Raw genomic sequence first — 23,817 nt, 5'->3', positions numbered from 1 at the left:
TGACAGGCTAATCGAGCAGCGAGGGGTCGGCGGCGACCATCAGCGCCTTCATCTCCTCGAAATGCTGGCGTGAAAAGTCGGGTATGCCTTCCCAGGCTCGCGCCGTCTTCTCCGCCACCGCGTCGCTGAGGATCTTCAGCGGCTGGCCGGTAGACCAGGCGGTCACGAGGATCTGACAGGCGCGCTCCAGCGTCCAGATATCGTCAAAGGCTTCGCCGATGTGTGCCGACGTGACCATCACGCCGTGGTTGCCCATCAGCAGACGGCTCTTGCCCGCCAGCAGACCCGCCAGCCGTGCGCCTTCCTCGGCCGTGTCCGCCATGCCGCCGTACAGGGTGTCGATCGCCACACGGTTAAAGTAGCGGGCGGTGTTCTGGTCGACCGGCGGGATATGCGGCTCAGCCAGGCAGGCGACGCTGGTAGTGTAAATCGGGTGGAGATGCAGCACCACGCGCGCCTCCGGCAGCCGCTGATGGATCTGACCGTGAATCGACCAGGCAGTGGCGTCCACGTCGTCGCGCTGCGCGCAGGCGGGGTCATCGGCGTTGAGCAGCAGCAGATCGCTGGCGCGGATGCGGGAAAAGTGCTTCCACTTCGGATTAAGCAGAAACTGCCGGCCATCCGCAGAGACCGCCGCGCTGAAGTGGTTTGCGACCGCCTCGTGCATGCCGAGATGCGCAATAATGCGAAAGGTCGCAGCAAGATCGATGCGGGTCTGTTCTTCAAATGAGAGCGCCATAAATCTCTCCTGATGGGGGGTAAGAAAGGAAGGCGGGCGTCGGTTCGCTGACGCCCGCATCGGGATTACGGCGTCGGCATCAGGGTTTTAATATCCTCTGCGCTGGGTGCCTCAAAGTTATATTTCTTCAGCAGAGCGGCGTACTCCGGGGTTTTGCTGTACTTCTCCAGCCCGTCGATCAGCGCCTGCTTCACCTCATCATTGCCTTTCTTCACGCCGAAACCGTTAAGCACCGGGTAGATCAGCGTTTCTGACGAGATCTGCACGCGGTTGCCCAGCTTCTGCACCACGCCGCGCGCGACGGCGGCGTCGGTGATCTGCGCTTCAACCGCGTGCGAAAGCATCGCCTGTGTGGTCTGCGGATCGGTGGTGTATTCGCTGATGGCGATCGGCGGCTTGCCATTTTTTACGCAGTAGTCGGCTGAGAGCTTGTGCAGCTGCTGCAGCCAGGAGGTGGCACCCATTGAGCCAATTTTGTGACCACAAAATTCTTCCGGCGTTTTCGGCTGGTAGGCGGCCCCTTTCAGCGACAGGATCGCCTCACCGCTCTTGAGATAGGGGATCATATCGATCACCTTCAGACGCTCGGCGGTGATGTACATCGAGGAGTTGGTGATATCGAAACGGTTACCCTGCAGACCGGTAATCAGGTTGGGGAAGCGGGTGTCGAGGTTAACCGCCTGTCGGCCCATCACTTTTGCCAGCCCGTCGAGAAACTCGATGTCGAAGCCCGCCGGTTTATTGTTCTCAATGTACTCATAAGGGAAGAAGGTCATGTCAGAGCCGGCGATAATTTTTCCTGGCTGCTGGAACGCCGACGCGCTAAACGACCCCAGCGCGATGCTGGCGGCTAAAAAAGTCAGGGCAACAGATTTCATAAAGCCTCCGTGGTGGCGGTTACGCGCGGGCAGGATCGGTTCCGGCCTGCTGGACAAAAAAGGATGCGCCGCTCGGTTTCTGCGGCAGACGGAACTCATTAACGGTACTGCGCACCATGCCGCTCTCTTCGCCTGCGACCAGGGTGCCGGCATCCCGGCTTGGCAGCGGGTTTTCGCCAAAGGGCAGCGCATCTTCCGCCGCGTAGACGGCGATAAACAGCGTGCGCGGCAGCTCGGTCTCGTTCGGGCTGGAGGCGTGCAGCAGGCGGGTATGCATAAAGCAGACCGAACCGGGTGGGCCGAAACAGGCCGCAGGCTGCGAACATGCCGCCCCGACCACGCTTTTATCGACCGCGCCGGTGAAACGGCCGTTTTGCCAGTGAGAGTAGAGCGGGCCTTTGTGGCTGCCCGGCACCACGTTCAGCGGGCCGTTTTCCGGCGTCACTTCACTCACCATCAGCAGCGCGGTGACGATGTCGTCGTTGCTGTGCGGCGTAAAGAGAAAATCCTGATGCCACTCCACTTTGGTCGCGGTGTGCGGCAGCTTGGAGTTGATCTTGCTGTGGTGAAAGCGCGCGCCCTGACTGCCGGTGAGCTGACCGGCGATCTGCGCCATACGCGACTGAAGCGCGGCGTGGCGATAGGCGGCGGAAATCTCCGTTGGCGAGCTGACGCGGCGCAGCGACGGATGGTCGGCGCGATGATCCTCTTCCAGATCGAAACGCGCGCGGCCATCCAGCGTTTCGCCCCAGGCCGCCTGGTGAGTGCGGCTCTCTTCCACCCAGCCATCAAAGTCCTGCTGCAGCGCGGCGATGTCGTCGGCGCTGAGGACATTCTCCACCACCAGAAAACCCTGCTGGTGATACTGCTCTACCTGCCACTGCTCGATCATGATTTTCCCCTCGTGCGGATAAATGGGTTAAGCCAGAGAAACATCCTTCAGAAAGGCTTCCACGCGCGGATGCTCTCCGCTGCGCATTGCCTGAGGCGCGTCATCACAGACCACACGCCCTTTTTCCATAAATACGATGCGGTCAGAGACCTTAAAGGCGAAGTTCATCTCGTGGGTCACGATCACCATGGTGATGCCTTCGTGCGCCAGGGTTTCGATCACCTGCAACACCTCATTGACCTTTTCCGGATCGAGCGCGGAGGTCGGCTCATCAAACAGCATGATCTGCGGGCGCATCATCAGGGCGCGGGCGATAGCCACGCGCTGCTGCTGGCCGCCGGAGAGCTGGTGCGGATATTTCCATGCGTGATCCAGCATGCCCACTTTGTGCAGCAGCTCGCAGGCGTGCTGTTTGAGTTCATCGCGCGAGGCCAGCCGGTGATAGCGCGGCGCCAGCATCAGGTTGTCGAGGACGCTGAGATGCGGGAACAGGTTAAAGCTCTGGAACACCATGCCGATGCTGAGGCGGTGCTCGGCATGCTCAATAAAGCGCGGCTTCTGCTCGCCCTGCTGGCTGAGATGGATAAAGGGCTGGCCGTTAATGCGGATTTCGCCATTATCGATCTGCTCCAGCCCGTTCAGCAGGCGGATCAGCGTGGTTTTGCCGGAGCCGGACGGTCCGATGACCGACACCACTTCACCCGGCTGAATTTGCAGGCTGACCGCCCCCAGCACCTCAACGTTGTTATAGGCTTTATGCAGCCGTGACGCCTGCAGCGCCGGGCCGCTGCTCTGCGCCACCGGACGGGCGAGCGGGGTGGCCGCGCGACGCTGCGCCAGGGCATAGAGCGCGTCATCCACCTTGCCAGCCGGGCGGCGCTGGGTAACGTCGAGATAGCGCTCCAGCTGTTTCAGCAGAAAATCGAACACCGTGACAATCAGCACGTAGTAGCAGGCGACCGCCGCCATGGTTTCCATGACCAGGAAGTTCTGCGAATAGAGGCGCTGGCCGACCATCAGGATCTCGGTCAGGGAGATCACCGACACCAGCGAGCTGAGCTTCACGATGGCGATATATTCGTTTGCCAGCGCGGGCAGGGCGACGCGCACCGCCTGCGGAATGATGATGCGCCACTGGATACCGGCGAAGCGCAGCCCCAGGGCACGGGCGGCCTCACTCTGGCCTTTTGGAATGGAGAGCAGCCCGCCGCGGTGAATTTCAGCGATGTAGGCACTTTCGCTGAGCACCATGGCGATCAGGCCCGCCCAGAAGGGATCGCTGAGCAGAGCGGAGGTGCCCGGTGCGGCCTGCGGCAGGTTGTAGACAAAAATCAGCAGCACCAGCAGCGGCAGGCTGCGGAACAGCCAGATATAGCCGCGAGCCGGCAGGCTGAACACCAGTCGGTTCGACTGCTTTGCCAGCGCGAGCACAAATCCCACGACGATACTGATGCCCCAGGTGAGTAAACTCAGTTTTATGACGGTCCAGCTCGCCAGCCAGAATTCGGCGTCGCTGAACAGGCTGAACATATAGTTCCAGTTAAAAGTCATGAGGCATGTCACTCACTTAAATAACGCGAATTTCAGAAATAAAAATTCGCCGCTGTCGATTGATTGACACTATGGCGGCAGCGGCTAATTTGAGGCAATTAGTAAATTGCTGCCTTCAGACTTTAAAAAAACTATCCAGTAAAAAAAGAGGGCGCGAAACATACATGGCGCTGATTAATTTAAACAGGGAATGTTTTCCATATGGGAAATTCAATTGTCTCCTCTGCCTGCTCTGAAAAAGAGCAGCCCTGAGCCAAAATGAGGCAATAAAAAAATTAAGGCGTATGGGTGACAAAATAAAACCGCTTCCGGCCATGAAATATCAGTCACAAAGCGAATGAAGCGATCCGCGTCGCGTCCGGGGGCGCTGCCCGTTTACGGGGCGCAGGAGTGGCATGACCCTTGCAGCAGAAGAGAACCTGCCAGAAAGCGCGCCAGCCGAGCGCGCTAACAGAGATAATTTATGATGCGATTCACGCTGAAACAGCTTAAGTACTTCGTCACGGTGGTCGAAACCGAGAGCATCGCCGAAGCGTCACGCCAGCTGCATATCGCGCAGCCCTCTATCTCCATTGCCATCAAAAATCTCGAAGATACCTTTGACCAGCAGCTCTTTATCCGCCACCACGCTCAGGGCGTCTCTCTGACGCCGGGCGGTCGCCGTTTCTACGAGAAGGCGCGTGATCTGCTGCGCCTCTCCTATGAGTTTGAACAGAACTCACGCGCCGAGCATCAGCTGGTTTCCGGCACCATCGCCGTCGGCTGCTTTGAGTCGGCTGCGCCGCTCTATCTTCCCAGACTCATTGCCGGGTTTAAAAAAATCTATCCCGATATCACCATTGAACTCTATGACGGCGAGCAGCATGAGCTGATGCATGGGCTGCACCGCGGTCGTTTCGATCTGGCGTTTCTCTACGATCTCGACCTTGACCACTCCATCAAAAAAGAGCCGCTGAACGCGCCGCATCGCCCCTATGCGCTGCTGCCCGCCGCGCATCCGCTGGCGAGTCAGGCGACGGTGACGCTGCAGCAGCTGAGCCGCGAGCCGATGATCCTGCTGGATGCGATTCCGAGCAAAAATTACTTTATCCGCATCTTCAAAGAGAAGGGCTACCATCCCGACGTCGCCTACAGCTCGCCGTCGATTGAGATGGTGCGCTGCATGGTGGGCCAGGGATTAGGTTTTTCCGTGCTGGTGACGCGCCCCTGTTCTGATATGACCTATGACGGGCAGCAATTAATTCATCTTGAAATAGAAGATGAGATGGCGGACTCGACGCTCATTATGGCTTACCTGCAAAATAATGAGCCAACCCGACCGGCGCAATTATTTATGGAGTATTGTCGTCGCGCCGAACTTTTTCCGGTTGCGGCGCGCTAATAATGCGCCTGACGCGCAGCCTAATAAATTCCTATGCAGGTGTTAGCTTTATAATATTTTACCCGCTCTGTCGGCTCAAATAGTCTTGGAAACCTCTCCTATGGTGAATATATCAGCCGGCGGCTGGTTGAAGGACGCGGAAATGACAGAGATGAAAACAGAAATTGATACCCTGGTGATTGGCGCCGGGCAGGCGGGTGTCGCCATGAGCGAACACCTGAGCCGCCTCGACGTTCCGCATCTGGTGCTGGAGAAAAACCGCATCGCCGAGGCCTGGCGCAGCGGACGCTGGGATTCGCTGGTGGCCAACGGTCCCGCCTGGCACGACCGTTTTCCCGGTATGGCCTTTCCGGGATGCGAACCCGACAGCTTCGTCGCCAAAGAGAAGGTGGCGGACTACTTCGTCGCCTATGCAGAGAAGTTTCGCGCGCCGATCCGCACCGGCGTCGAGGTGCTGCACGTGGCACGCAACAGCGGGCGCGCAGGCTTTACCGTGCGCACCTCGGAGGGCGTCATTGAAGCGCAGCGCATCGTCGCGGCCACCGGTCCCTTTCAGAAGCCGGTCATTCCGCCAGTCGCGCCGGAGAGCGACCGTCTGACACAGCTTCACTCGGCGGACTATCGCAATCCGCAGCAGCTGCCGGAGGGGGGCGTGCTGGTCATCGGGGCGGGCTCTTCCGGCGTGCAGATCGCCGATGAGCTGCAGCGCGCCGGAAAAACCGTCTATCTCTCCGTGGGTCCGCACGATCGTCCACCGCGCGCCTATCGTCAGCGCGACTTCTGCTGGTGGCTCGGCGTACTGGGCATGTGGGATGCGGCGGCCAGCCAGCCGGGCAAAGAGCATGTCACTATCGCGGTAAGCGGGGCGCGCGGCGGCCATACGGTGGATTTCCGCGCCCTGGCGCACCAGGGGGTGAATCTGGTGGGCATGACGCAGGCGTTCGACGGCGACACGGTGCGCTTTCAGCCCGACCTTGCGCAGAACATCGCGCGCGGCGACGCCAGCTATCTGGCGCTGCTGGATGCGGCGGATGCCTGGATTGCCCGCAACGGACTCGATCTGCCGGAAGAGCCGGAGGCGCGTCACTTTATGCCCGATCCCCACTGTGTGACTCATCCGCTCAGCGAACTTGACCTTGCCCGCGCGGGCGTGACCAGCCTCATCTGGGCGACCGGCTATGTGGCGGATTACAGCTGGCTGGCGGTCGACGCTTTCGATGAGAAAGGGAAACCGCAGCACCATCGTGGCGTATCCACCGAGCCGGGCGTCTACTTTCTCGGCCTGCCCTGGCTCTCCCGCCGCGGCTCTACCTTTATCTGGGGCGTGTGGCACGACGCAAAATATATCGCTGACCAGATTGCGATTCAGCGCCAGTACCAGCACTACCCGACCGCGTCGTCCTTATAAACCGAGCAGGAGAGCAATGATGCCAACCCATACCCGTATCCGCATGTTCAACACCAAAGAGACCTATCCCAACCAGGCGCTCGACAACGATCTCTGTCAGGCCGTGCGTGCAGGCAACACCGTTTATGTGCGCGGCCAGGTCGGCACCGACTTCGACGGTAATCTGGTCGGGCTGGGGGAGCCTGGCGTGCAGGCGGCACAGGCGATGAAGAACGTGAAGCAGCTGCTGGAAGAGGCGGGCAGCGACCTGTCGCATATTGTGAAAACCACCACCTATATCACCGATCCGCGCTTCCGCGAGCCGGTCTATCTGGAAGTCGGCAAATGGCTGAAGGGCGTTTTCCCGATCTCGACCGGGCTGGTGGTATCGGCGCTGGCGCAGCCGCAGTGGCTGATGGAGATCGACGTGATTGCGGTGATCCCGGATAACTGGCACGGCCAGGAGGCGCAATGACCCTTTCAATAAGTGCGCGCTGCGAAGAGAGCGGGCAACTGGGCGTTGCCATCAGCTCCTCCAGCATTGCGGTCGGGGCACGCTGCCCCTGGCTGCAGGCGGGGACGGGGGCGGTCTCCAGCCAGAATATTACGCTGCCCGCACTGGGACAGCAGATTCTGGCGCAGCTGGAAGCGGGTGCCTCAGCGCAGGAGGCGCTGAGGCTGGCCCTGGCGGAGGATCGCTTCAGTGAGTATCGTCAGGTTACGGTGATCGATTCCGGCGGTGAGGTGGCCCACTTCAGCGGCAGCGAAACCCTGGGCGTCTGGAAGGTTGCGCAGGGAGAAAACTGCGTGGCGGCGGGCAATATGCTGGCCGACGGCGCGGTGATCGACGCGATGATTGCGGCCTTTCACGCCTCCTCCGGCGAGCTGACCAGCCGGCTGATCGCCGCGCTGCAGGCGGGGATTGCGCGAGGCGGCGAGGCGGGGCCGGTACACTCTGCCGCCGTGAAGGTGGTGGATGACTACACCTGGCCACTGGTGGATCTGCGGGTGGACTGGGCCGATGAGGATCCGGTCGGCGAGCTGTCACGCCTGTGGCTCGCCTACGAACCGCAGATGGAGGCCTACGTGACGCGCGCGCTCGACCCGCGCGAGGCTCCGGCCTACGGCGTGCCAGGCGATGAATAGTGCGCTGCGCGAGACGCTCTCGGCCCTGCTCGCCTTCGATACCACCAGCCGCGAATCGAACCTGGCGCTGATCGCCTTTATCCGTGACGCTCTGGCACAGCGCGGCATTGCTGCTGAGCTTTTTTATAACGAGAGCGGAACGAAAGCTAACCTGTATGCACGACTGGGACCGGCGGGCGACGGCGGCGTGCTGCTGTCGGGGCACACCGACGTGGTGCCGGTCGAGGGTCAGCGCTGGACGGTTCCCCCCTTTGCGCTGACGGAGCGCGACGGACGCTGCTATGGCCGCGGCAGCGCCGACATGAAAGGGTTTATCGCCTGCGTGCTTGCTTCACTGGATCGCTTCCTGGCGCAGCCGCTGCGTATGCCGCTCCATCTGGCGTTTTCCTATGACGAAGAGGTGGGCTGCCTGGGCGTGCGTTCGCTGGTGGCGCACCTGCGGGCGTCGCCGGAGAGACCGGCGCTCTGCATTATCGGTGAACCGACGAATATGCAGCCGGTTTATGGTCATAAGGGAAAGGTGGCGATGCGCTGTCAGGTGCGAGGCCACGCCTGCCATTCCGCCTATGCGCCATCCGGCGTCAACGCTATTGAGCAGGCGGCGAAGCTGATTAACCACATCACCCGCGTCGGTACGGCGCTGCAGCAGACGCAGGATGCGCGGTTCGATCCACCGTTCAGCACGCTGCAGGTCGGCACGATTCAGGGGGGTGCGGCGCTGAATATTGTGCCGCAGGATTGTCAGTTCGATTTTGAGCTGCGCACGCTGCCCACGGCCGATGCCGGGGCGGTGCTGGAGGATATTGCGGCCTTTGCGCGTCATCAGCTGCTGCCCGCTATGCGGGAGAAGGCACCAGAGAGTGATATTGCTTTTGAGCCGCTGGGTGCCTATCCTGGTCTGTTAACCGATCCGCAGAGCGACTTCGCCCGCTGGCTGGCTGACTGGAGCGGCAGCGAGGCCTTCTCTACCGTGGCCTTTGGCACGGAAGGGGGGTTATTTAATGAGGTGGGGATTGCCACGCTGATTTGCGGGCCGGGCAGTATGGCGCAGGGACATAAAGCGGATGAATTTGTCGCGGTGGCACAGCTTGAACGCTGCATGGCGATGCTGGATCATCTCTGCGACTGGATGCATGCGGCGTAATGGCCGTGCCGTTGCGCTGCTGCATAAAAGCAAAAACCCGCCAGAGGCGGGTTCTTTAAATATGGTGCCCGAACCCGGACAAAAATGCCGGGAGCATTTTTGAATCGTGCGCCAGCACGACCCGAAGGGCGTGCCACAGGATGTGGCGCGTGTATCGAACGTTCGATAACGGGTTCGCTCTGAAAAGCAAAAACCCGCCAGAGGCGGGTTCTTTAAATATGGTGCCCGAACCCGGAATCGAACCAGGGACACGGGGATTTTCAATCCCCTGCTCTACCGACTGAGCTATTCGGGCAACGGGGCGCATTAAACCGTAAAGGCCGCAGGCCGTCAACGGCTTTCACTAAAAAACCCCGGAAAACGTGACTGATTGCCTGCTTTTCAGTCAAAAGGGGTAAAACCTCAGGCCAGCGCCCCGTTTTTGCGGCACAGCGCGATGTTGTAAACATCTTCCGCCAGGCGCTGAGCGGTGGCGACATCCTGCACGTTGCGCTTCACCAGCAGCTTGCTCAGGCAGCCCTCAAGAATCAGCTCCATCTGGTCGGCGACCATGCTGGGGTTATCCAGACCCTGTTCCACCAGAATCTCATGGGTAAACTGCCAGGAGCCGCGTTTCTGCTGCTCGGCCAGCTGGTGAATGGGCTGATCGGGCTGCGGGTAGAAGCTGCAGGCGGCGATAAACAGGCAGCCCGGAAAACGCCCTTTGCTGACCTGTTCACTCAGGACTTCATAGCGTGCCATCAGCTTCTGATCTGCCGACAGCGACCCATCCAGCAGGATCTGGCGACGCCAGGTTTCAATCTGCTGCCCGTGATAGCGCAGCGCATCGTAGAGCAGGGCGTCGCGGTCGGGCCAGAACAGCCGGAGCTGCTCTGAAGGTAATCCGGAACCCGCCAGGTTTTCCAATGAGAGGGTGGCGGCAAGGCCGTTCTGTTCAAGCACATTCAATGCATGCTCGAGTATCTGTTCACGCTGCAAGTGACTCTCCTCTGGTATACAGACCCGGCAATTTCACCGGGCAATGACCTGACTCCAGTGTTGTTTACGGGGTAAGTTTCTGCAAATGCGCGCGGAAGTCAGCGGCATCCAGAAACCCGGTGATACGCGAACCGGGGATTTCGCGGCCCTGCGCATCAAAGAACAGAATTGTGGGTAAGCCCAGCACCTGAAGATGTTGTAACAGTGCGTTGTCGCGGGCGTTGTTGTCGGTGACGTTGGCCTGCATTAGCTGCACCTGACGCAGGCTATCGCGCACGGCGCGGTCACTGAAGGTATATTTTTCAAACTCTTTACAGGCGACGCACCAGTCAGCATAGAGATCAACCATCGTGATGCGACCGCGGGCCTGCTGCAGCGCACTGTCGAGCTGCTGCGGCGTCTGAAGGGTCTGGAACGGCAGAGGGGTTACCGCCTGCTGCGTGGCCGGATCGCCAAAGGCCCAGTCCTGCAAGGGTCGCGCACTGATCAGCGCAGCGGCCAGCATGACAATCTGCACGACGCGCCACTTTCCGCTGCTGGCGCGCAGGCTGAGGCTGAACGCCCAGCCGAAGAACGCCACGCCGAGCAGGCTCCAGAGCCGCCATCCCCAGGCCTCGCCTACAATGCGTTCCAGCAGGAACACCGGCAGCGCCAGGATGACAAACCCGAAGCCCTCCTTGACGGTCTGCATCCACGGGCCGCTTTTCGGCAGCAGGCGGTTACCAAACAGGGTCACGGCGATCAGTGGCAGCCCCATCCCGACGGCATAGAGCCACAGCGTACCGGCGCCGGCCCACAGGTTTCCGCTCTGCGCGATGTAGAGCAGAATGGCGCTGAGCGGAGCCGTGGTGCAGGGCGAGCAGATCAATCCCGCCAGCGCTCCCATCAGGAAGACGCCGGGCAGCGATCCGCCCCGCTGGCGATTACTCCACAGGGTCAGGCGGGTTTGCAGGCTGGCGGGCAGTTGCAGCGTAAACAGGCCAAACATGGAGAGAGCCAGCACGATAAACAGCAGCGAGAGCGTGATGAGCACCCAGGGATGCTGCAGGGCGGCCTGGAAACGCAGACCGGCTGCGGCGACCACCACGCCCAGCAGCGTGTAGGTCAGCGCCATCCCCTGCACGTAGACCATCGCCAGGGCAAACAGGCGTCCCAGCGAATAATGGCGCTGGCCGCCCAGGATAATGCCGGCGATCAGCGGGTACATCGGCAGCACGCAGGGCGTAAAGGCGACGCCGATGCCGATCAGCAACGCCCACAGTGGCGAAAAGGGCAGCGGACTGGCGGAGGCGGGCTGAACCTCAGCCTTAGCGCTGGCGGACGCAGGCGGGCTGTCTGCGGCTACCGCATTCAGCGGCACGGATCGCGTCTCCGGCGGGTAGCAGAATCCGGCAGCCGCACAGCCCTGATAAGTCACGCTGAGCGTGGCACCGGGGCCTGCCTGTTGCAGCGTTACCGGCAGCGTCAGATCCTGCGGATAGATCTCACTCTTGCCGAAAAATTCATCTTCATGCGGCTCGCCGGCAGGCAGCGTCAGTGGCGTGAGGGTCGCATTCTGTGGCGTGATGTGAATCTGCTGGCGATAGAGGTAATAGCCTGACTTCACTTTCCAGTGCAGATTGAGCTGCGCGCCCTGCTGGTCGAAATCAAACGTAAAGGCCTGGTCGACGGGCACAAAGCGGCCGGTCGCCGGACTGGAAAAGAGGGAAGCGTGCGCCTGCAGACAGACAAACAGCGTCAGCAGAAGCGTTATTAAGCGAGAGATGCGTGCAGCCATGACAAGTATTCACTGTCTCCATGTTGAACCGGCAGTGCCAGCAGTTCGGGCACGTCGTAAGGGTGCGCGGCTTTGAGCAGATCGCACAGTGCCTGCTGGTGATCGCTGTCGCATTTCAGCAGCATCTGCACTTCACTGCTCTGCTCAATCCGGCCCTGCCAGAGATAGCAGGAGGTCGCGCCGGGCAGCAGGGTAACGCAGGCCGCCAGCCTGGCTTCCAGCGCCAGGGTCGCAAGCTGTTGCGCCGTGGCCTGATCGGGGGCAGTACAGAGGATAACGACGGCATTCATCCTGTGACTCCTGTGTGATGAAAAGAGCGCCGATGATAGCACGCTCCCTTCATAACACGATGGCGGCGCTACAAGAGCAGTCCGCCAAAGATGAAGCCGGAAAGCACCGACAGCGCGATAGCGATAACGCCGGGAATGATAAAGGCGTGGTTGAACACAAACTTACCAATCCGGGTGGAGCCGGTATCGTCCATCTCAACGGCGGCCAGCAGTGTGGGGTAGGTGGGCAGCACAAACAGTGCCGATACCGCCGCAAAGGAAGCAATCGCGGTGAGCGGGGTGACGCCCAGCAGCAGGGCGGCCGGCATCAGTGCCTTGGTGGTCGCCGCCTGTGAGTAGAGCAGCATAGAGGCAAAGAAGAGCACCAGCGCCAGCATCCACGGATAGGTTTTCAGCGTGTCGCCCGCCAGCGTCTGAATCTCTGCCAGATGCGCTTTGACAAAGGTGTCGCCCAGCCAGGCGACACCCATCACACAGATACAGGCACTCATGCCGGACTTAAAGGTACTGGCGCTGAGGATTTCGCTGGTGTCGAGTTTGCAGGTCAGGCTGATCAGCGTCGCGATGGTCAGCATAAACACCACAATCGCTTCGTTACGTGGCAGCGGCGGATCGGCAATCAGCCCGACGCTGGCGCTGGTGGCGGTGGCATAGAGCACCACGGCAATAATACCCGTCAGAAAAAGCAGCACCGAGCGTTTCGCCCCCGGCTTCGGCTGGTAGACGCTGGCACCCCGCAGGGTAACTTCCCCTTTGGCGAGACGCGCCTGATAAACCTCATCATCTTTAAGCTCTTTGCCGAGGAAGTTAGTGACCAGCGCGGCCAGGAAGAGGCCCACCATCGTGGCGGGGATCGCAATCGCCAGCAGCGTGATGTAGCTGACGCCGCGCGGTTCCAGCAGCGTGGCAAAAAAGACCACGGCGGCGGAGATGGGAGAGGCGGTAATCGCGATCTGCGACGCCACCACCGCAATCGACAGCGGACGGGAAGGGCGCACGCCCTGCTCTTTGGCCACTTCCGCGATCACCGGCAGCGTCGAGAAAGCGGTGTGACCGGTGCCTGCCAGCAGCGTCATCAGGTAGGTTACCAGCGGGGCCAGCAGCGTGACGTGACGCGGATGTCGGCGCAGCAGGCGTTCCGCCAGGCTCACCAGATAGTCCATGCCGCCCGCCACCTGCATAGCCGCGATGGCGGCGATCACCGCCATGATGATCTCTATCACGTCGAAGGGGATAGCGCCGGGTGCCATGCCAAATCCCAACGTCAGCACCAGTACGCCCATGCCGCCGGCGAATCCGATACCAATGCCGCCAAGACGCGCGCCCAACCAGATCGCCATTAAGACGATAAGCAGCTCAACCACAAACATGAATCACTCCTGAAAAGTAAACCGGTGAAACCTGGGTGTGCTGTGTAACAAAAAAAAAGGCACACCGTGTTGATCGCGGTATGCCTTTGGTTAACCAGCGTCGGTTAAGCCTTACTGTTCGTTTTCGTCGGTATAACGTTTCGCTTTATAAACCGGGTACATCAGGTTCTGCACCGAGAAGATATCGTCCAGCTCACTTTCCGTCAGCAGGCCACGCTCCAGCACCACCTCACGCACACTTTTCCCGGTTTCGGCACAGATTTTGCCGACGATGTCGCCGTTGTGGTGGCCGATGTAGGGGTTGAGATAGGTCACGATGCCAATTGAGTTGAAGACATAGGCCTCGCACACCGCGCGGTTGGCGGTGATGCCGTTGACGCACTTCTCCAGCAGGTTGTAGCAGGCGTTGGTCAGGATGCTGATCGACTCGAACAGCGCCTGGCCGATCACCGGCTCCATGACGTTAAGCTGCAGCTGACCCGCTTCGGAAGCCATGGTCACGGTGGTGTCGTTGCCAATCACCTTGAAGCAGACCTGGTTAACCACTTCCGGCACCACCGGGTTCACTTTGGCTGGCATGATGGAGGAGCCCGCCTGCAGCTCAGGCAGGTTGATTTCATTCAGGCCGGCGCGCGGACCCGAGGAGAGCAGGCGCAGGTCGTTACAGATTTTAGAGAGCTTCACCGCCAGGCGTTTCAGCGACGAGTGAACCATCACATAGGCGCCGCAGTCGGAGGTCGCTTCAATCAGATCTTCCGCCGGAATGACCGGCAGGTTGCTGACTTCCGCCAGACGCTGTACGGCCAGATGCTGATAGCCATCCGGCGTGTTAAGACGGGTACCGATGGCGGTCGCGCCAAGGTTAACCTCCAGCAGCAGTTCGGCGGTGCGCAGAATGCTTTTGGTTTCTTCGTTCAGCAGCACGCTGAAGGCGTGAAACTCCTGCCCCAGGGTCATTGGCACCGCATCCTGCAGCTGGGTTCGGCCCATTTTCAGGATGGTCTGGAATTCATCGGCTTTGCGCTGGAAGCCTTCAGACAACTGGCTGATGCCATCAAGCAGTTTCAGCAGCGAACTGTAAACCGCGATGCGGAAACCGGTCGGGTAGGCGTCGTTGGTCGACTGGCACTTGTTTACATGGTCGTTGGGGTTGAGATACTGGTATTCCCCTTTCTGGTGGCCCATCAGCTCAAGACCGATGTTTGCCAGCACCTCATTGGTGTTCATGTTGACCGAGGTCCCGGCGCCGCCCTGATAGACATCCACGGGGAACTGATCCATACAGCGGCCCTTGTTCAGCACTTCGTCGCAGGCCTGAATGATGGTATCGGCAATGTTACGCGGGATGGTCTGCAGCTCTTTGTTAGCCATCGCTGCTGCTTTTTTTACCATCACCATACCGCGGACAAATTCAGGTATGTCGCTGATTTTGCTGTTGCTGATATAAAAATTTTCAATCGCACGCAGAGTATGAACGCCATAATAGGCATCCGCCGGAACTTCGCGCATACCTAACAGGTCTTCTTCGATACGAATGTTGTTCGCCATGATAACCTTCTTGTTGTTGCCGCTAACCATCACAAAGGATGTGTTTATTTTGTCGTGGTGTGCCCGTGCCGACATATTATCCGTCTTCATAGAGGCGTGTGCGATCATATTCTGATGCCCGGGAAAAGCACGCATGCAGATCGCTAATGCTGCTGCCGGGTTAACGATATGTGAAGTTGGTTACAAAATTAACCCCGCAGGATAAATTTGACAGGATCGGTTGAAAAGGGCGGCGCGGGTGCCCATCTCTTTTCTTATCCTCCTCAGGATGAACGCTTTCTGCTGACCGGCACGCTGCCGTTCAGCCTCTACTTACAGGAGAGTACGGTGCGCTGGATACCGTTATTAGTCTTTTTTGTTCTGGCCTGGATTGAGATTTCACTGTTCATCCAGGTCGCGCACGTCATGGGCGTGCTGCTGACCATGCTGCTGGTGGTGTTCACCTCCTGCATCGGGGTTTCGCTGGTAAAAAATCAGGGCATGAAAAACTTCATGCTGATGCAGGAGAAGCTGGCGCGTAACGAAAGCCCGGCCACGGAGATGATCAAAAGCGTCTCGCTGATCATCGCCGGTTTCCTGCTGCTGCTGCCGGGCTTCTTTACCGATCTGCTGGGCCTGCTGCTGTTGCTGCCCCCGGTTCAGAAGCATCTCACGCTGAAGCTGATGCCCCATCTGCGCGTCTGGCGCGGGCCGGGAGCCGGACCGGACAGCGGCTACACGATGGACGGCGAGTTTGAGCGTAAAAACAGCGATCGCCTTGAGCATCACGACGATCACCAGGATCGTTAACCGCCATTGTTACCACTGAAAGCGCAACCTCCGGGTTGCGTTTTTTATTTGCGCCGTCGTCTGTTTAAAAAAACATCACTTATGGCTTCCATAGAAAAAATTTGTTGTTCGCCCCCTTGAAAGCGGGTGGGGATGGCCCTATCTCACAGGTCACGAGGCCGGAAGCCATGCAGCCCGGTGTTCAACCCCAAAACTGAATGATTGGACTTCTCAAAGGAGAGCTATCACATGAAAATTCGTCCATTGCACGATCGCGTCATCGTCAAGCGTAAAGAAGTTGAAGCTAAATCAGCTGGCGGCATCGTGCTGACCGGTTCTGCAGCCGGTAAATCCACCCGTGGTGAAGTTCTGGCTGTCGGCAATGGCCGCATCCTTGAGAGTGGCGACGTTAAGCCGCTGGACGTGAAGGTTGGCGACGTGGTGATCTTCAACGAAGGTTACGGCGCTAAAACCGAAAAGATCGACAACGAAGAAGTGCTGATCATCTCTGAAAGCGACATTCTGGCGATTGTCGAAGCGTAATTTTTTCGCGTAACTCACTGAACGAAACGAATTTAAGGGACAATTGAAATGGCAGCTAAAGACGTAAAATTCGGTAATGACGCTCGCGTAAAAATGCTGCGTGGCGTGAACGTACTGGCAGATGCAGTAAAAGTTACCCTGGGCCCGAAAGGCCGTAACGTGGTTCTGGATAAATCTTTTGGTGCACCGACCATCACTAAAGATGGCGTGTCCGTTGCGCGTGAAATCGAACTGGAAGACAAGTTCGAGAACATGGGCGCGCAGATGGTGAAAGAAGTGGCCTCTAAAGCGAACGACGCTGCAGGCGACGGCACCACCACCGCGACCGTACTGGCGCAGGCTATCATCACCGAAGGTCTGAAAGCCGTTGCCGCGGGTATGAACCCGATGGACCTGAAGCGCGGTATCGACCAGGCCGTTGTGTCTGCCGTTGAGAAACTGAAAGCGCTGTCTGTACCTTGCTCAGACTCTAAAGCGATTGCGCAGGTGGGCACGATCTCTGCTAACTCCGATGAAACCGTGGGCCAGCTGATTGCTCAGGCGATGGAGAAAGTGGGTAAAGAAGGCGTGATCACCGTTGAAGAAGGCACCGGCCTGCAGGACGAGCTGGATGTGGTTGAAGGTATGCAGTTTGATCGCGGCTACCTGTCACCGTACTTCATCAACAAGCCAGAAACCGGTGCGGTTGAACTGGAATCGCCGTTCATCCTGCTGGCTGACAAGAAAATCTCTAACATCCGTGAAATGCTGCCCGTGCTGGAAGCCGTTGCGAAAGCCGGTAAACCTCTGCTGATCATCGCGGAAGATGTTGAAGGCGAAGCCCTGGCAACGCTGGTGGTCAACACCATGCGCGGCATCGTTAAAGTGGCTGCGGTTAAAGCACCAGGCTTCGGCGACCGTCGTAAAGCCATGCTGCAGGATATCGCTATCCTGACCGGCGGTACCGTAATCTCTGAAGAGATCGGTATGGAGCTGGAAAAAGCTGCGCTGGAAGATCTGGGTCAGGCAAAACGTGTTGTGATCAACAAAGACACCACCACCATCATCGACGGTGTGGGTGAAGAGACCACCATTCAGGGCCGTGTGACCCAGATTCGTCAGCAGATCGAAGAAGCGACCTCTGACTACGACAAAGAAAAACTGCAGGAGCGCGTCGCGAAACTGGCAGGCGGCGTAGCCGTTCTGAAAGTGGGCGCAGCCACTGAAGTTGAAATGAAAGAGAAAAAAGCGCGCGTTGAAGATGCACTGCACGCAACCCGTGCTGCTGTCGAAGAGGGCGTGGTTGCAGGTGGTGGTGTGGCGCTGGTTCGCGTTGCAGCACAGCTGTCAGAGCTGCGTGGTCAGAACGAAGACCAGAACGTCGGTATCAAAGTTGCGCTGCGCGCGATGGAAGCACCACTGCGTCAGATCGTCTCTAACGCCGGTGAAGAGCCTTCTGTTGTAGCGAACAACGTGAAAGCGGGCGACGGTAACTACGGTTACAACGCGCAGACTGAAGAGTACGGCAACATGATCGACTTCGGTATCCTGGACCCAACCAAAGTGACCCGTTCTGCACTGCAGTACGCGGCCTCTGTTGCGGGTCTGATGATCACTACCGAGTGCATGGTCACTGACCTGCCAAAAGGCGACGCACCTGATTTAGGCGCAGGCGCTGGCGGTATGGGTGGCATGGGCGGTATGGGCGGCATGATGTAATTGCCGTTGACTGCCTGAGTCACAAAAGAACCCCCGACCGGAAACGGCCGGGGGTTTTTCTTTTGGGCAGGAAAATAGTATAAGTAGTGGCGCAATCGTACGTCTTTCCTCCTGATATTTCCCGTTGTCTGCACGCTGTCTGCAGTTGTCCGGCTGAATTTACTGATGTTCAGTTTATTCTTCAGGCAGGCAGCGTCGCCGAGACGTAACATGAAATATTGAGGGGATATAACGGGATTAAGGCAATGAATGTGCAGAAAAAAGTGCTTTTTTTCTGCTACGCTGCCACCCGACTCTGATGATAATAAATGGGGATTACAATGCGGATTAACCTCTTGCCCGGACTGACGGCTGGCGTGTTATTGCTGGCGGGCTGCAGCAGCTCTACGCAACTCTCTTCAGCAGGCGAGCGCGTGACGTTTACCGATCAGCAGCCTGCCAGTTCCTGCCAGCTTCTGGGCAACCTTACCGGCTCACAGAGCAACTGGCTGAGCGGTGCAGGCGGCGAAACCAGCGCACTGCGCGGTGCAGCCAATGACCTGCGCAATCGCGCCGCGGAGATGGGCGGCAACGTGATTTATGGTGCCACCAGCCCGACACAGAATCTGCTGTCTGCGTTTGCGCCTCTGGACAGCAAAATGACCGGTCAGGTCTACAAGTGCCCATAATGTGGCATGGGTAGTACAGCGAATCTCAGCGGCCAGCCTTGTGCTGGCCGTTTTTATTCCTGACGCAGCTGTAAATCCAGCGGCGTTTTACTCGGCTCTCCGCCAATTTCCCGCGCCAGTTTCGGCACCAGATAGCCGGAAACCTGTGACAGTAACGCCCGCACCAGCTGGCGCGCCTCATCGTCAGACACAAAGAAATGTGCGGCACCCTGCACCTTATCCAGCACATGCAGATAGTAGGGCAGAATGCCCGCATCAAACAGGGCATTGCTCAGGGTGGCCAGCGTCTGCGCATTATCGTTCACGCCCCGCAGCAGCACACTCTGATTCAGCAGGGTGACACCGGCCCGCTTCAGGCTGCTCATCGCCTCACGCAGCGCATCATCAATCTCCTGCGCATGGTTGATGTGCGTCACCATCACCACCTGCAGGCGGGTCGCGCGAAGCATCTCACAGAGCTGATCGGTAATGCGTGCCGGAATCACCACCGGTAAACGACTGTGGATGCGCAACCGTTTCAGGTGCGGGATCTTTTCCAGCGCGGCAATCAGCCACGCGAGTTCATGATCTTTCGCCATTAATGGATCGCCGCCGGAGAAGATAATCTCGTCCAGTTCCGGATGATCGGCGATATAGTCCAGCGCCGCCTGCCAGCTTCGCTTATTACCGGGATTATCCTGATAGGGGAAGTGACGGCGGAAGCAGTAGCGGCAGTTGACCGCACAGCCGCCTTTGACCAGCAATAACGCCCGGTTGCGGTATTTATGCAGCAGTCCGGGCACCGCGTTACTTTGTTCATCGAGCGGATCGGTGCTATAACCAGGCGTATCGATGAATTCCTGACGCTGAGTCAGAACCTGAAGCAGCAACGGGTCGTGCGCATCGCCTTTTTTCATCCGGCTGATGAAGGCATGCGGAACGCGCAGGGCGAAAAGCCGCCGCGCATCCGCGCCAGCGGCCAGCTCAGAATGCTGTTCCAGGGCTAAAATACGCAGTAATTCATCAGGTTCAGTGACAACATCAGCAAGTTGCTGCAACCAATCTTCTCTGGAAGGTATTTTTAGGGTTACAATGTGTGCCATTTTTTTGGCTTAGTACCAGTATCAATTTTCGTAGAGGGCCTTCATGGCGACTTATTCTAGCAACGATTTCCGTCCCGGTCTTAAAATCATGTTCGAAGGCGAGCCGTATGCCATCGAATCCAGTGAGTTCGTTAAACCGGGTAAAGGTCAGGCATTCGCACGCGTTAAAATGCGTCGCCTGCTGACGGGTTCTCGCGTTGAGAAAACTTTCAAATCCACCGACTCCGCCGAAGGCGCAGACGTAATGGATACCAACCTGAGCTACCTGTACAACGACGGTGAGTTCTACCACTTCATGCACCAGGAAAGCTTTGAGCAGTTCCCGGTTGAAGAGAAGACTGTGGGCGAAGCAGCGAAATGGCTGCAGGACAACGCAGAATGTATCGTTACGCTGTGGAACGGTCGTCCTATCGCCGTTCAGCCGCCGAACTTTATCGAAGCTGAAATCGTGGAAACCGATCCAGGCCTGAAAGGTGACACTGCCGGTACCGGCGGTAAACCTGCCAAGCTCTCTACCGGCGCGGTTGTAAAAGTGCCACTGTTCGTTCAGGAAGGCGAAGTGGTGAAAGTTGACACCCGCTCTGGCGAATACGTGTCACGCGTGAAGTAAGATTCGCAGGCGCATCTCCGGATGCGCCTTTTTCTTGTCTGAGAGAAAAAATGAAAAAGCTGGCAAAATTAATCGCATTCGCGTTGCTGGTCTCCTCTGCATTAAGTGCCTGCAACACATTCCACGGTTTTGGCGAAGATGTCTCCCACTTAGGTGGTGCCATTTCGCGTGCGGCAAAATGACCTTAACGGCTTCTCCTTTTTAAAGTTCCGCGGCAGCATCCGCCGGAAATCCGGCTATGCTTAAAGCGCTGTACTTTACATCCATCAAAAAGGACATTGTCATGTTAAAGAAAAGTATTGCCGCGATCTTCTCTGTACTGGTGCTCTCTTCACTGCTGACGGCTTGCAACACCACGCGTGGCGTGGGTGAAGACGTCGAAGCGGGTGGCCAGGCGATTCAGAACAGCACGAAGTAACCTGTTATTACAGCCGGTACGAAAACGGTTTTGTACCGGCTTATTCCCTCTGCACTATTTCTGTTTCACCCAGATTAACTCATCAACCGGGAAGCCATCCCGGCGCGCCTGATCAACCAGCTTCTCTTTGACCCCCGGCTCCAGCTGCGGTGTGCGCGACAGTATCCACAGGTAGTGGCGATTCGGGCCACACACCAGGGCATAGCGGTAGTCGGGATCCAGGGCGATAACGTTGTAGCCGCCGTAGAAGGGGCCAAAGAACGAGACTTTCAGGGCGGCGCGCTGCGGATCACCAGTGAAGTAGGCCTTACCGACGCTCTCCTGCCAGCGCTGTTTTTTCACGTTATAGCCACGATTGATCACTTTCAGGCCGCCATCTTCACGCGGGCTGTAGTTAGCCGTGACCTGCTCCAGACCGCGTTCAAACGGATGATTGAGGCGGGCAATCTCATACCACTGGCCGAGATAGCGCTGGCTGTCAAAGTTCTCAACAACCGTGACGTTTTTGGGTGGCGTGGTGCTACAGGCAACGGAGAGAAAAGCGCTGAGGCTGGCGACAAGGGTTTTCCATAGAGACATAGCGGGATTCCTTTGTGATTTAACTGCTTAAGTATAGAAGCCGAAGCGCTGTTTTTGGCATCGCCGGCATGAGATTGTTTGCCGCAGGCATTGCAGGTAGACTTCCACCCCTTATTTGTATCAGGAGTCATCACCATGAGCGAAACGGCAAGCTGGCAACCAAGCGCATCCATCGCCAATTTGTTAAAACGCGCCGCGATTTTAGCGGAAGTGCGTCGTTTCTTTGCCGATCGTGGCGTACTGGAAGTGGATACGCCGGCGATGAGCCAGGCCACTATTACCGATATCCATCTGGTGCCTTTCCAGACGCGTTTTGTCGGGCCTGGTGCGTCGCAGGGGCGCGATCTCTGGCTGATGACCAGCCCGGAATATCATATGAAACGCCTGCTGGCAGCGGGCAGTGGTCCGATCTATCAGATGGGGCGCAGTTTCCGCAATGAAGAGGCGGGACGTCATCATAATCCGGAATTCACCATGCTGGAGTGGTACCGGCCGCACTACGACATGTACCGCCTGATGAATGAGGTGGACGATCTGCTGCAGCAGGTGCTGGAGTGTGACAGCGCAGAGTCGCTCTCCTATCAGCAGGCCTTTATCCGCCACCTGGATCTGGATCCGCTGTCGGCAGATAAAGCGCAGCTGCGTGAAGCGGCAGAGAAGCTGGGCGAAGGCGAGCTGGCGCGTGCAGAAGAGGATCGCGATACGCTGCTGATGCTGCTGTTTATGCTGGGCGTGGAGCCGAAGATTGGCCAGGACAAACCCTGCTTCGTTTATCATTTCCCGGCCAGTCAGGCGGCACTGGCGGAGATCAGCACCGAAGATCACCGCGTAGCTGAACGTTTTGAGGTCTATTACAAAGGCATTGAGCTGGCGAACGGTTTCCGTGAGCTGACCGACAGCCGCGAGCAGCGTCAGCGGTTTGAGCAGGATAACCGTCGCCGTGCGGCGCGCGGTCTGCCGGTCCATCCAATTGACACTTATCTGCTGGATGCGCTGGCGCACGGTATGCCCGCCTGTTCCGGGGTCGCGCTGGGTATTGATCGGCTGATTATGCTGGCGTTAAAAGCAGAGTCACTGAGTGAGGTGATCGCCTTTCCGGTTGATCGCTGCTAGTCCGTGCCTCACAGACGATGACGGAGCAGAGGGAAAGGGGTGGCCCGGATGAAGAGCAAAGCGTCCGAGCCAGGATGGCGAGGCCGACCGCCAGGGATGGCGGCCTTCTTTGCGATCAGCCGGGCCACCCCTGACCGGGCTCCCGTTTCAGCTAACCACTGTTATCAGGAAATTCCTGAATGGTGACCGGCAGCGTCAGTTTCTGATCGTTGCGCAGCACCTGCACATCAATCACGGAACCGGGACGAATCTCTGCCACCTGATCCATGGTCTCCTGCGCCGAGATGGCTGGCTTACCGTTTACGCTGAGCAGTACATCGTTGGCCTGAATTCCGGCCTTGTCCGCCGGTCCATCCGGCGTCACCACGCTGACGATAATGCCCTGAACCCGATCCAGATTGCTGCCCTGTCCATGCAGCGGCGGCAGCTCACGACCGGTAATACCGATATACCCGCGGATCACCCGACCATCACGAATCAGCTTATCCATGATCTTCGAGGCTAAAACGGTGGGGATGGCGAAACCAATGCCTTCCGGCGTTTCGCCATCGTTACTTTTATCAAAGGTCAGGGTGTTGATGCCCATCAGCTCGCCAAGCGAGTTAATCAGCGCGCCACCGGAGTTACCCTGATTGATTGACGCATCGGTCTGCAGAAAGTTCTGGCGGCCTGATGAACTCAGTCCAACCCGGCCCGTGGCGCTGATAATGCCCTGCGTCACCGTCTGCCCCAGGTTATAGGGGTTGCCTATCGCCATCACGACATCGCCGATATGCGCCTGGCGATTGGGATTGATCGGGATGACAGGCAGGCCGGAGGCGGTGATCTTCAGCACGGCAAGATCGGTCATGCCGTCGGAACCGACCAGCGTAGCCTCAAAGAAGCGGCCATCCTGCAATGCCACGATAATCTGATCGGCATTATTGATGACGTGCTTGTTGGTCAGGATGTAGCCTTTGGCATTCATAATCACCCCCGAGCCCAGGGTGGTAATGCCACGGTTGTTGTTGCCGTGGGCGCTCCGGTTATAAACGTTTACAACGGCAGGCACGGCGCGGCGCACCCCCTGATTGAAGCTGAAGGGCGTTTCGTCGTTGATATCGTCGTGGTTATAGAGGGCGTCGCTGCCCATACGCAGTGCAGGCAGTGCTGCGAGTAGAATACCCGCCACAATCAGGCCCAGCACTACGGCACGCAAAAGTTTAAGAAACATGGTGTTAAATCACGCCAGGGGAGATCGCTGGGCAGAATAACATG

At 58.3% G+C, this 23,817-nt stretch carries 25 protein-coding genes and 1 tRNA gene; 13 read left to right on the top strand and 13 right to left on the bottom strand.

Going from position 1 to position 23,817, the window contains the following annotated elements:
- Positions 1–7 precede the first annotated feature (7 nt).
- The 4 genes from HFD97_RS11760 to HFD97_RS11745 form a co-directional block, all read right to left on the bottom strand.
- Positions 8–739, bottom strand: a complete 732-nt coding sequence (locus HFD97_RS11760) for a class II aldolase and adducin N-terminal domain-containing protein (protein ID WP_009092519.1) — start codon at positions 737–739, stop codon at positions 8–10.
- A gap of 65 nt (positions 740–804) precedes the next feature.
- Entirely contained in the window at positions 805–1,617 is an 813-nt protein-coding gene (locus HFD97_RS11755; RefSeq protein WP_009092518.1) for a transporter substrate-binding domain-containing protein, read from the bottom strand.
- A 19-nt stretch (positions 1,618–1,636) separates the two neighbouring features.
- Positions 1,637–2,509, bottom strand: coding sequence for a phytanoyl-CoA dioxygenase family protein (locus tag HFD97_RS11750; RefSeq protein ID WP_046101057.1), 873 nt, complete (start codon positions 2,507–2,509; stop codon positions 1,637–1,639).
- A gap of 27 nt (positions 2,510–2,536) precedes the next feature.
- Positions 2,537–4,060, bottom strand: a complete 1,524-nt coding sequence (locus tag HFD97_RS11745) for an amino acid ABC transporter permease/ATP-binding protein (protein WP_046101058.1) — start codon at positions 4,058–4,060, stop codon at positions 2,537–2,539.
- A gap of 463 nt (positions 4,061–4,523) precedes the next feature.
- Between HFD97_RS11745 and HFD97_RS11740 the strand changes: the two genes are divergently transcribed.
- The 5 genes from HFD97_RS11740 to argE all read left to right on the top strand — a co-directional run bounded on the left by HFD97_RS11740 (position 4,524) and on the right by argE (position 9,118).
- Positions 4,524–5,441: a LysR substrate-binding domain-containing protein gene (locus HFD97_RS11740; RefSeq protein WP_046101059.1), complete on the top strand. Its 918-nt coding sequence runs from the start codon at positions 4,524–4,526 to the stop codon at positions 5,439–5,441.
- Between the two features lie 142 nt (positions 5,442–5,583).
- Positions 5,584–6,849, top strand: coding sequence for an NAD(P)/FAD-dependent oxidoreductase (locus HFD97_RS11735; protein ID WP_058957031.1), 1,266 nt, complete (start codon positions 5,584–5,586; stop codon positions 6,847–6,849).
- A 19-nt stretch (positions 6,850–6,868) separates the two neighbouring features.
- Positions 6,869–7,303, top strand: coding sequence for a RidA family protein (locus HFD97_RS11730; RefSeq protein WP_009092511.1), 435 nt, complete (start codon positions 6,869–6,871; stop codon positions 7,301–7,303).
- Positions 7,300–7,974 (top strand): DUF1028 domain-containing protein, encoded by a 675-nt coding sequence (locus HFD97_RS11725; RefSeq protein WP_046101061.1) that lies wholly within the window; start codon positions 7,300–7,302, stop codon positions 7,972–7,974. Before HFD97_RS11730 ends, HFD97_RS11725 begins: the two co-directional genes overlap by 4 nt.
- The gene (argE, locus tag HFD97_RS11720) at positions 7,967–9,118 is read left to right on the top strand and encodes an acetylornithine deacetylase (protein WP_167431924.1); all 1,152 of its coding nucleotides are present in this window, start codon (positions 7,967–7,969) and stop codon (positions 9,116–9,118) included. Before HFD97_RS11725 ends, argE begins: the two co-directional genes overlap by 8 nt.
- A 219-nt stretch (positions 9,119–9,337) precedes the next feature.
- Here argE and HFD97_RS11715 read toward each other — a convergent pair.
- From HFD97_RS11715 to aspA, 6 genes are all read right to left on the bottom strand, one after another.
- Positions 9,338–9,413, bottom strand: a tRNA-Phe gene (locus tag HFD97_RS11715).
- 107 nt (positions 9,414–9,520) lie between these two features.
- Positions 9,521–10,096 carry a transcriptional regulator gene (locus tag HFD97_RS11710; RefSeq protein WP_009092508.1) on the bottom strand — a complete coding sequence of 192 codons (576 nt, stop codon included), beginning with the start codon at positions 10,094–10,096 and terminating at the stop codon, positions 9,521–9,523.
- 64 nt (positions 10,097–10,160) lie between these two features.
- Complete coding sequence (locus HFD97_RS11705) at positions 10,161–11,873, bottom strand: protein-disulfide reductase DsbD (RefSeq protein WP_167431925.1); 1,713 nt, start codon at positions 11,871–11,873, stop codon at positions 10,161–10,163.
- Positions 11,849–12,163, bottom strand: a complete 315-nt coding sequence (cutA, locus tag HFD97_RS11700; RefSeq protein ID WP_009092506.1) for a divalent cation tolerance protein CutA — start codon at positions 12,161–12,163, stop codon at positions 11,849–11,851. Before cutA ends, HFD97_RS11705 begins: the two co-directional genes overlap by 25 nt.
- 68 nt (positions 12,164–12,231) lie before the next feature.
- A complete protein-coding gene (locus HFD97_RS11695; RefSeq protein ID WP_167431926.1) occupies positions 12,232–13,533 on the bottom strand; it encodes an anaerobic C4-dicarboxylate transporter in 1,302 nt (433 codons plus the stop codon).
- 111 nt (positions 13,534–13,644) lie between these two features.
- Positions 13,645–15,081 carry an aspartate ammonia-lyase gene (aspA, locus tag HFD97_RS11690; protein ID WP_009092504.1) on the bottom strand — a complete coding sequence of 479 codons (1,437 nt, stop codon included), beginning with the start codon at positions 15,079–15,081 and terminating at the stop codon, positions 13,645–13,647.
- A gap of 327 nt (positions 15,082–15,408) precedes the next feature.
- On the opposite strand from aspA, the gene HFD97_RS11685 reads away from it, so the two are divergent.
- From HFD97_RS11685 to HFD97_RS11670, 4 genes are all read left to right on the top strand, one after another.
- Entirely contained in the window at positions 15,409–15,870 is a 462-nt protein-coding gene (locus HFD97_RS11685) for an FxsA family protein (protein ID WP_181161912.1), read from the top strand.
- Between the two features lie 228 nt (positions 15,871–16,098).
- The gene (locus HFD97_RS11680; protein WP_009092502.1) at positions 16,099–16,392 is read left to right on the top strand and encodes a co-chaperone GroES; all 294 of its coding nucleotides are present in this window, start codon (positions 16,099–16,101) and stop codon (positions 16,390–16,392) included.
- 48 nt (positions 16,393–16,440) lie between these two features.
- A complete protein-coding gene (gene groL / locus HFD97_RS11675; protein WP_009092501.1) occupies positions 16,441–18,090 on the top strand; it encodes a chaperonin GroEL in 1,650 nt (549 codons plus the stop codon).
- Between the two features lie 320 nt (positions 18,091–18,410).
- Positions 18,411–18,758, top strand: a complete 348-nt coding sequence (locus tag HFD97_RS11670; RefSeq protein WP_009092500.1) for a DUF4156 domain-containing protein — start codon at positions 18,411–18,413, stop codon at positions 18,756–18,758.
- A 53-nt stretch (positions 18,759–18,811) separates the two neighbouring features.
- Here HFD97_RS11670 and epmB read toward each other — a convergent pair whose 3' ends face one another.
- Positions 18,812–19,840: an EF-P beta-lysylation protein EpmB gene (gene epmB / locus HFD97_RS11665; protein WP_167431927.1), complete on the bottom strand. Its 1,029-nt coding sequence runs from the start codon at positions 19,838–19,840 to the stop codon at positions 18,812–18,814.
- Positions 19,841–19,883: 43 nt separating this feature from the next.
- On the opposite strand from epmB, the gene efp reads away from it, so the two are divergent.
- From efp to HFD97_RS11650, 3 genes are all read left to right on the top strand, one after another.
- Positions 19,884–20,450: an elongation factor P gene (efp, locus tag HFD97_RS11660; RefSeq protein WP_009092495.1), complete on the top strand. Its 567-nt coding sequence runs from the start codon at positions 19,884–19,886 to the stop codon at positions 20,448–20,450.
- A 50-nt stretch (positions 20,451–20,500) separates the two neighbouring features.
- Positions 20,501–20,632 carry an entericidin A/B family lipoprotein gene (locus HFD97_RS11655; RefSeq protein ID WP_009092493.1) on the top strand — a complete coding sequence of 44 codons (132 nt, stop codon included), beginning with the start codon at positions 20,501–20,503 and terminating at the stop codon, positions 20,630–20,632.
- Positions 20,633–20,733: 101 nt separating this feature from the next.
- Positions 20,734–20,868 (top strand): entericidin A/B family lipoprotein, encoded by a 135-nt coding sequence (locus HFD97_RS11650; protein ID WP_003848302.1) that lies wholly within the window; start codon positions 20,734–20,736, stop codon positions 20,866–20,868.
- 54 nt (positions 20,869–20,922) lie between these two features.
- Here the strand turns inward: HFD97_RS11650 and HFD97_RS11645 are convergent, their stop codons facing one another.
- Positions 20,923–21,447 (bottom strand): lipocalin family protein, encoded by a 525-nt coding sequence (locus HFD97_RS11645; protein ID WP_167431928.1) that lies wholly within the window; start codon positions 21,445–21,447, stop codon positions 20,923–20,925.
- Between the two features lie 135 nt (positions 21,448–21,582).
- Here HFD97_RS11645 and epmA point away from each other — a divergent pair, with 135 nt between their 5' ends.
- Positions 21,583–22,560 carry an elongation factor P--(R)-beta-lysine ligase gene (gene epmA / locus HFD97_RS11640; RefSeq protein ID WP_009092488.1) on the top strand — a complete coding sequence of 326 codons (978 nt, stop codon included), beginning with the start codon at positions 21,583–21,585 and terminating at the stop codon, positions 22,558–22,560.
- A 151-nt stretch (positions 22,561–22,711) separates the two neighbouring features.
- Here epmA and degS read toward each other — a convergent pair whose 3' ends face one another.
- Positions 22,712–23,773, bottom strand: coding sequence for an outer membrane-stress sensor serine endopeptidase DegS (gene degS / locus HFD97_RS11635; protein ID WP_046101068.1), 1,062 nt, complete (start codon positions 23,771–23,773; stop codon positions 22,712–22,714).
- Positions 23,774–23,817 lie beyond the last annotated feature (44 nt).

It is taken from the genome of Pantoea sp. EKM103V (assembly GCF_011800365.1).
Lineage (GTDB): Bacteria > Pseudomonadota > Gammaproteobacteria > Enterobacterales > Enterobacteriaceae > Pantoea > Pantoea anthophila.
The sequence above is the reverse complement of the archived record's forward strand: the minus strand, read 5'-3'. Positions and strand labels throughout refer to the sequence as shown.

Bases quoted from the DNA above. Each gene is read 5' to 3' on its own strand.
- HFD97_RS11760 (WP_009092519.1), bottom strand. From the start codon at position 739: ATGGCGCTCTCATTTGAAGAACAGACCCGCATCGATCTTGCTGCGACC.
- HFD97_RS11755 (WP_009092518.1), bottom strand. From the start codon at position 1,617: ATGAAATCTGTTGCCCTGACTTTTTTAGCCGCCAGCATCGCGCTGGGG.
- HFD97_RS11750 (WP_046101057.1), bottom strand. From the start codon at position 2,509: ATGATCGAGCAGTGGCAGGTAGAGCAGTATCACCAGCAGGGTTTTCTG.
- HFD97_RS11745 (WP_046101058.1), bottom strand. From the start codon at position 4,060: ATGACTTTTAACTGGAACTATATGTTCAGCCTGTTCAGCGACGCCGAA.
- HFD97_RS11740 (WP_046101059.1), top strand. From the start codon at position 4,524: ATGATGCGATTCACGCTGAAACAGCTTAAGTACTTCGTCACGGTGGTC.
- HFD97_RS11735 (WP_058957031.1), top strand. From the start codon at position 5,584: ATGACAGAGATGAAAACAGAAATTGATACCCTGGTGATTGGCGCCGGG.
- HFD97_RS11730 (WP_009092511.1), top strand. From the start codon at position 6,869: ATGCCAACCCATACCCGTATCCGCATGTTCAACACCAAAGAGACCTAT.
- HFD97_RS11725 (WP_046101061.1), top strand. From the start codon at position 7,300: ATGACCCTTTCAATAAGTGCGCGCTGCGAAGAGAGCGGGCAACTGGGC.
- argE (WP_167431924.1), top strand. From the start codon at position 7,967: ATGAATAGTGCGCTGCGCGAGACGCTCTCGGCCCTGCTCGCCTTCGAT.
- HFD97_RS11705 (WP_167431925.1), bottom strand. From the start codon at position 11,873: ATGGCTGCACGCATCTCTCGCTTAATAACGCTTCTGCTGACGCTGTTT.
- cutA (WP_009092506.1), bottom strand. From the start codon at position 12,163: ATGAATGCCGTCGTTATCCTCTGTACTGCCCCCGATCAGGCCACGGCG.
- HFD97_RS11695 (WP_167431926.1), bottom strand. From the start codon at position 13,533: ATGTTTGTGGTTGAGCTGCTTATCGTCTTAATGGCGATCTGGTTGGGC.
- aspA (WP_009092504.1), bottom strand. From the start codon at position 15,081: ATGGCGAACAACATTCGTATCGAAGAAGACCTGTTAGGTATGCGCGAA.
- HFD97_RS11680 (WP_009092502.1), top strand. From the start codon at position 16,099: ATGAAAATTCGTCCATTGCACGATCGCGTCATCGTCAAGCGTAAAGAA.
- groL (WP_009092501.1), top strand. From the start codon at position 16,441: ATGGCAGCTAAAGACGTAAAATTCGGTAATGACGCTCGCGTAAAAATG.
- HFD97_RS11670 (WP_009092500.1), top strand. From the start codon at position 18,411: ATGCGGATTAACCTCTTGCCCGGACTGACGGCTGGCGTGTTATTGCTG.
- epmB (WP_167431927.1), bottom strand. From the start codon at position 19,840: ATGGCACACATTGTAACCCTAAAAATACCTTCCAGAGAAGATTGGTTG.
- efp (WP_009092495.1), top strand. From the start codon at position 19,884: ATGGCGACTTATTCTAGCAACGATTTCCGTCCCGGTCTTAAAATCATG.
- HFD97_RS11655 (WP_009092493.1), top strand. From the start codon at position 20,501: ATGAAAAAGCTGGCAAAATTAATCGCATTCGCGTTGCTGGTCTCCTCT.
- HFD97_RS11650 (WP_003848302.1), top strand. From the start codon at position 20,734: ATGTTAAAGAAAAGTATTGCCGCGATCTTCTCTGTACTGGTGCTCTCT.
- HFD97_RS11645 (WP_167431928.1), bottom strand. From the start codon at position 21,447: ATGTCTCTATGGAAAACCCTTGTCGCCAGCCTCAGCGCTTTTCTCTCC.
- epmA (WP_009092488.1), top strand. From the start codon at position 21,583: ATGAGCGAAACGGCAAGCTGGCAACCAAGCGCATCCATCGCCAATTTG.
- degS (WP_046101068.1), bottom strand. From the start codon at position 23,773: ATGTTTCTTAAACTTTTGCGTGCCGTAGTGCTGGGCCTGATTGTGGCG.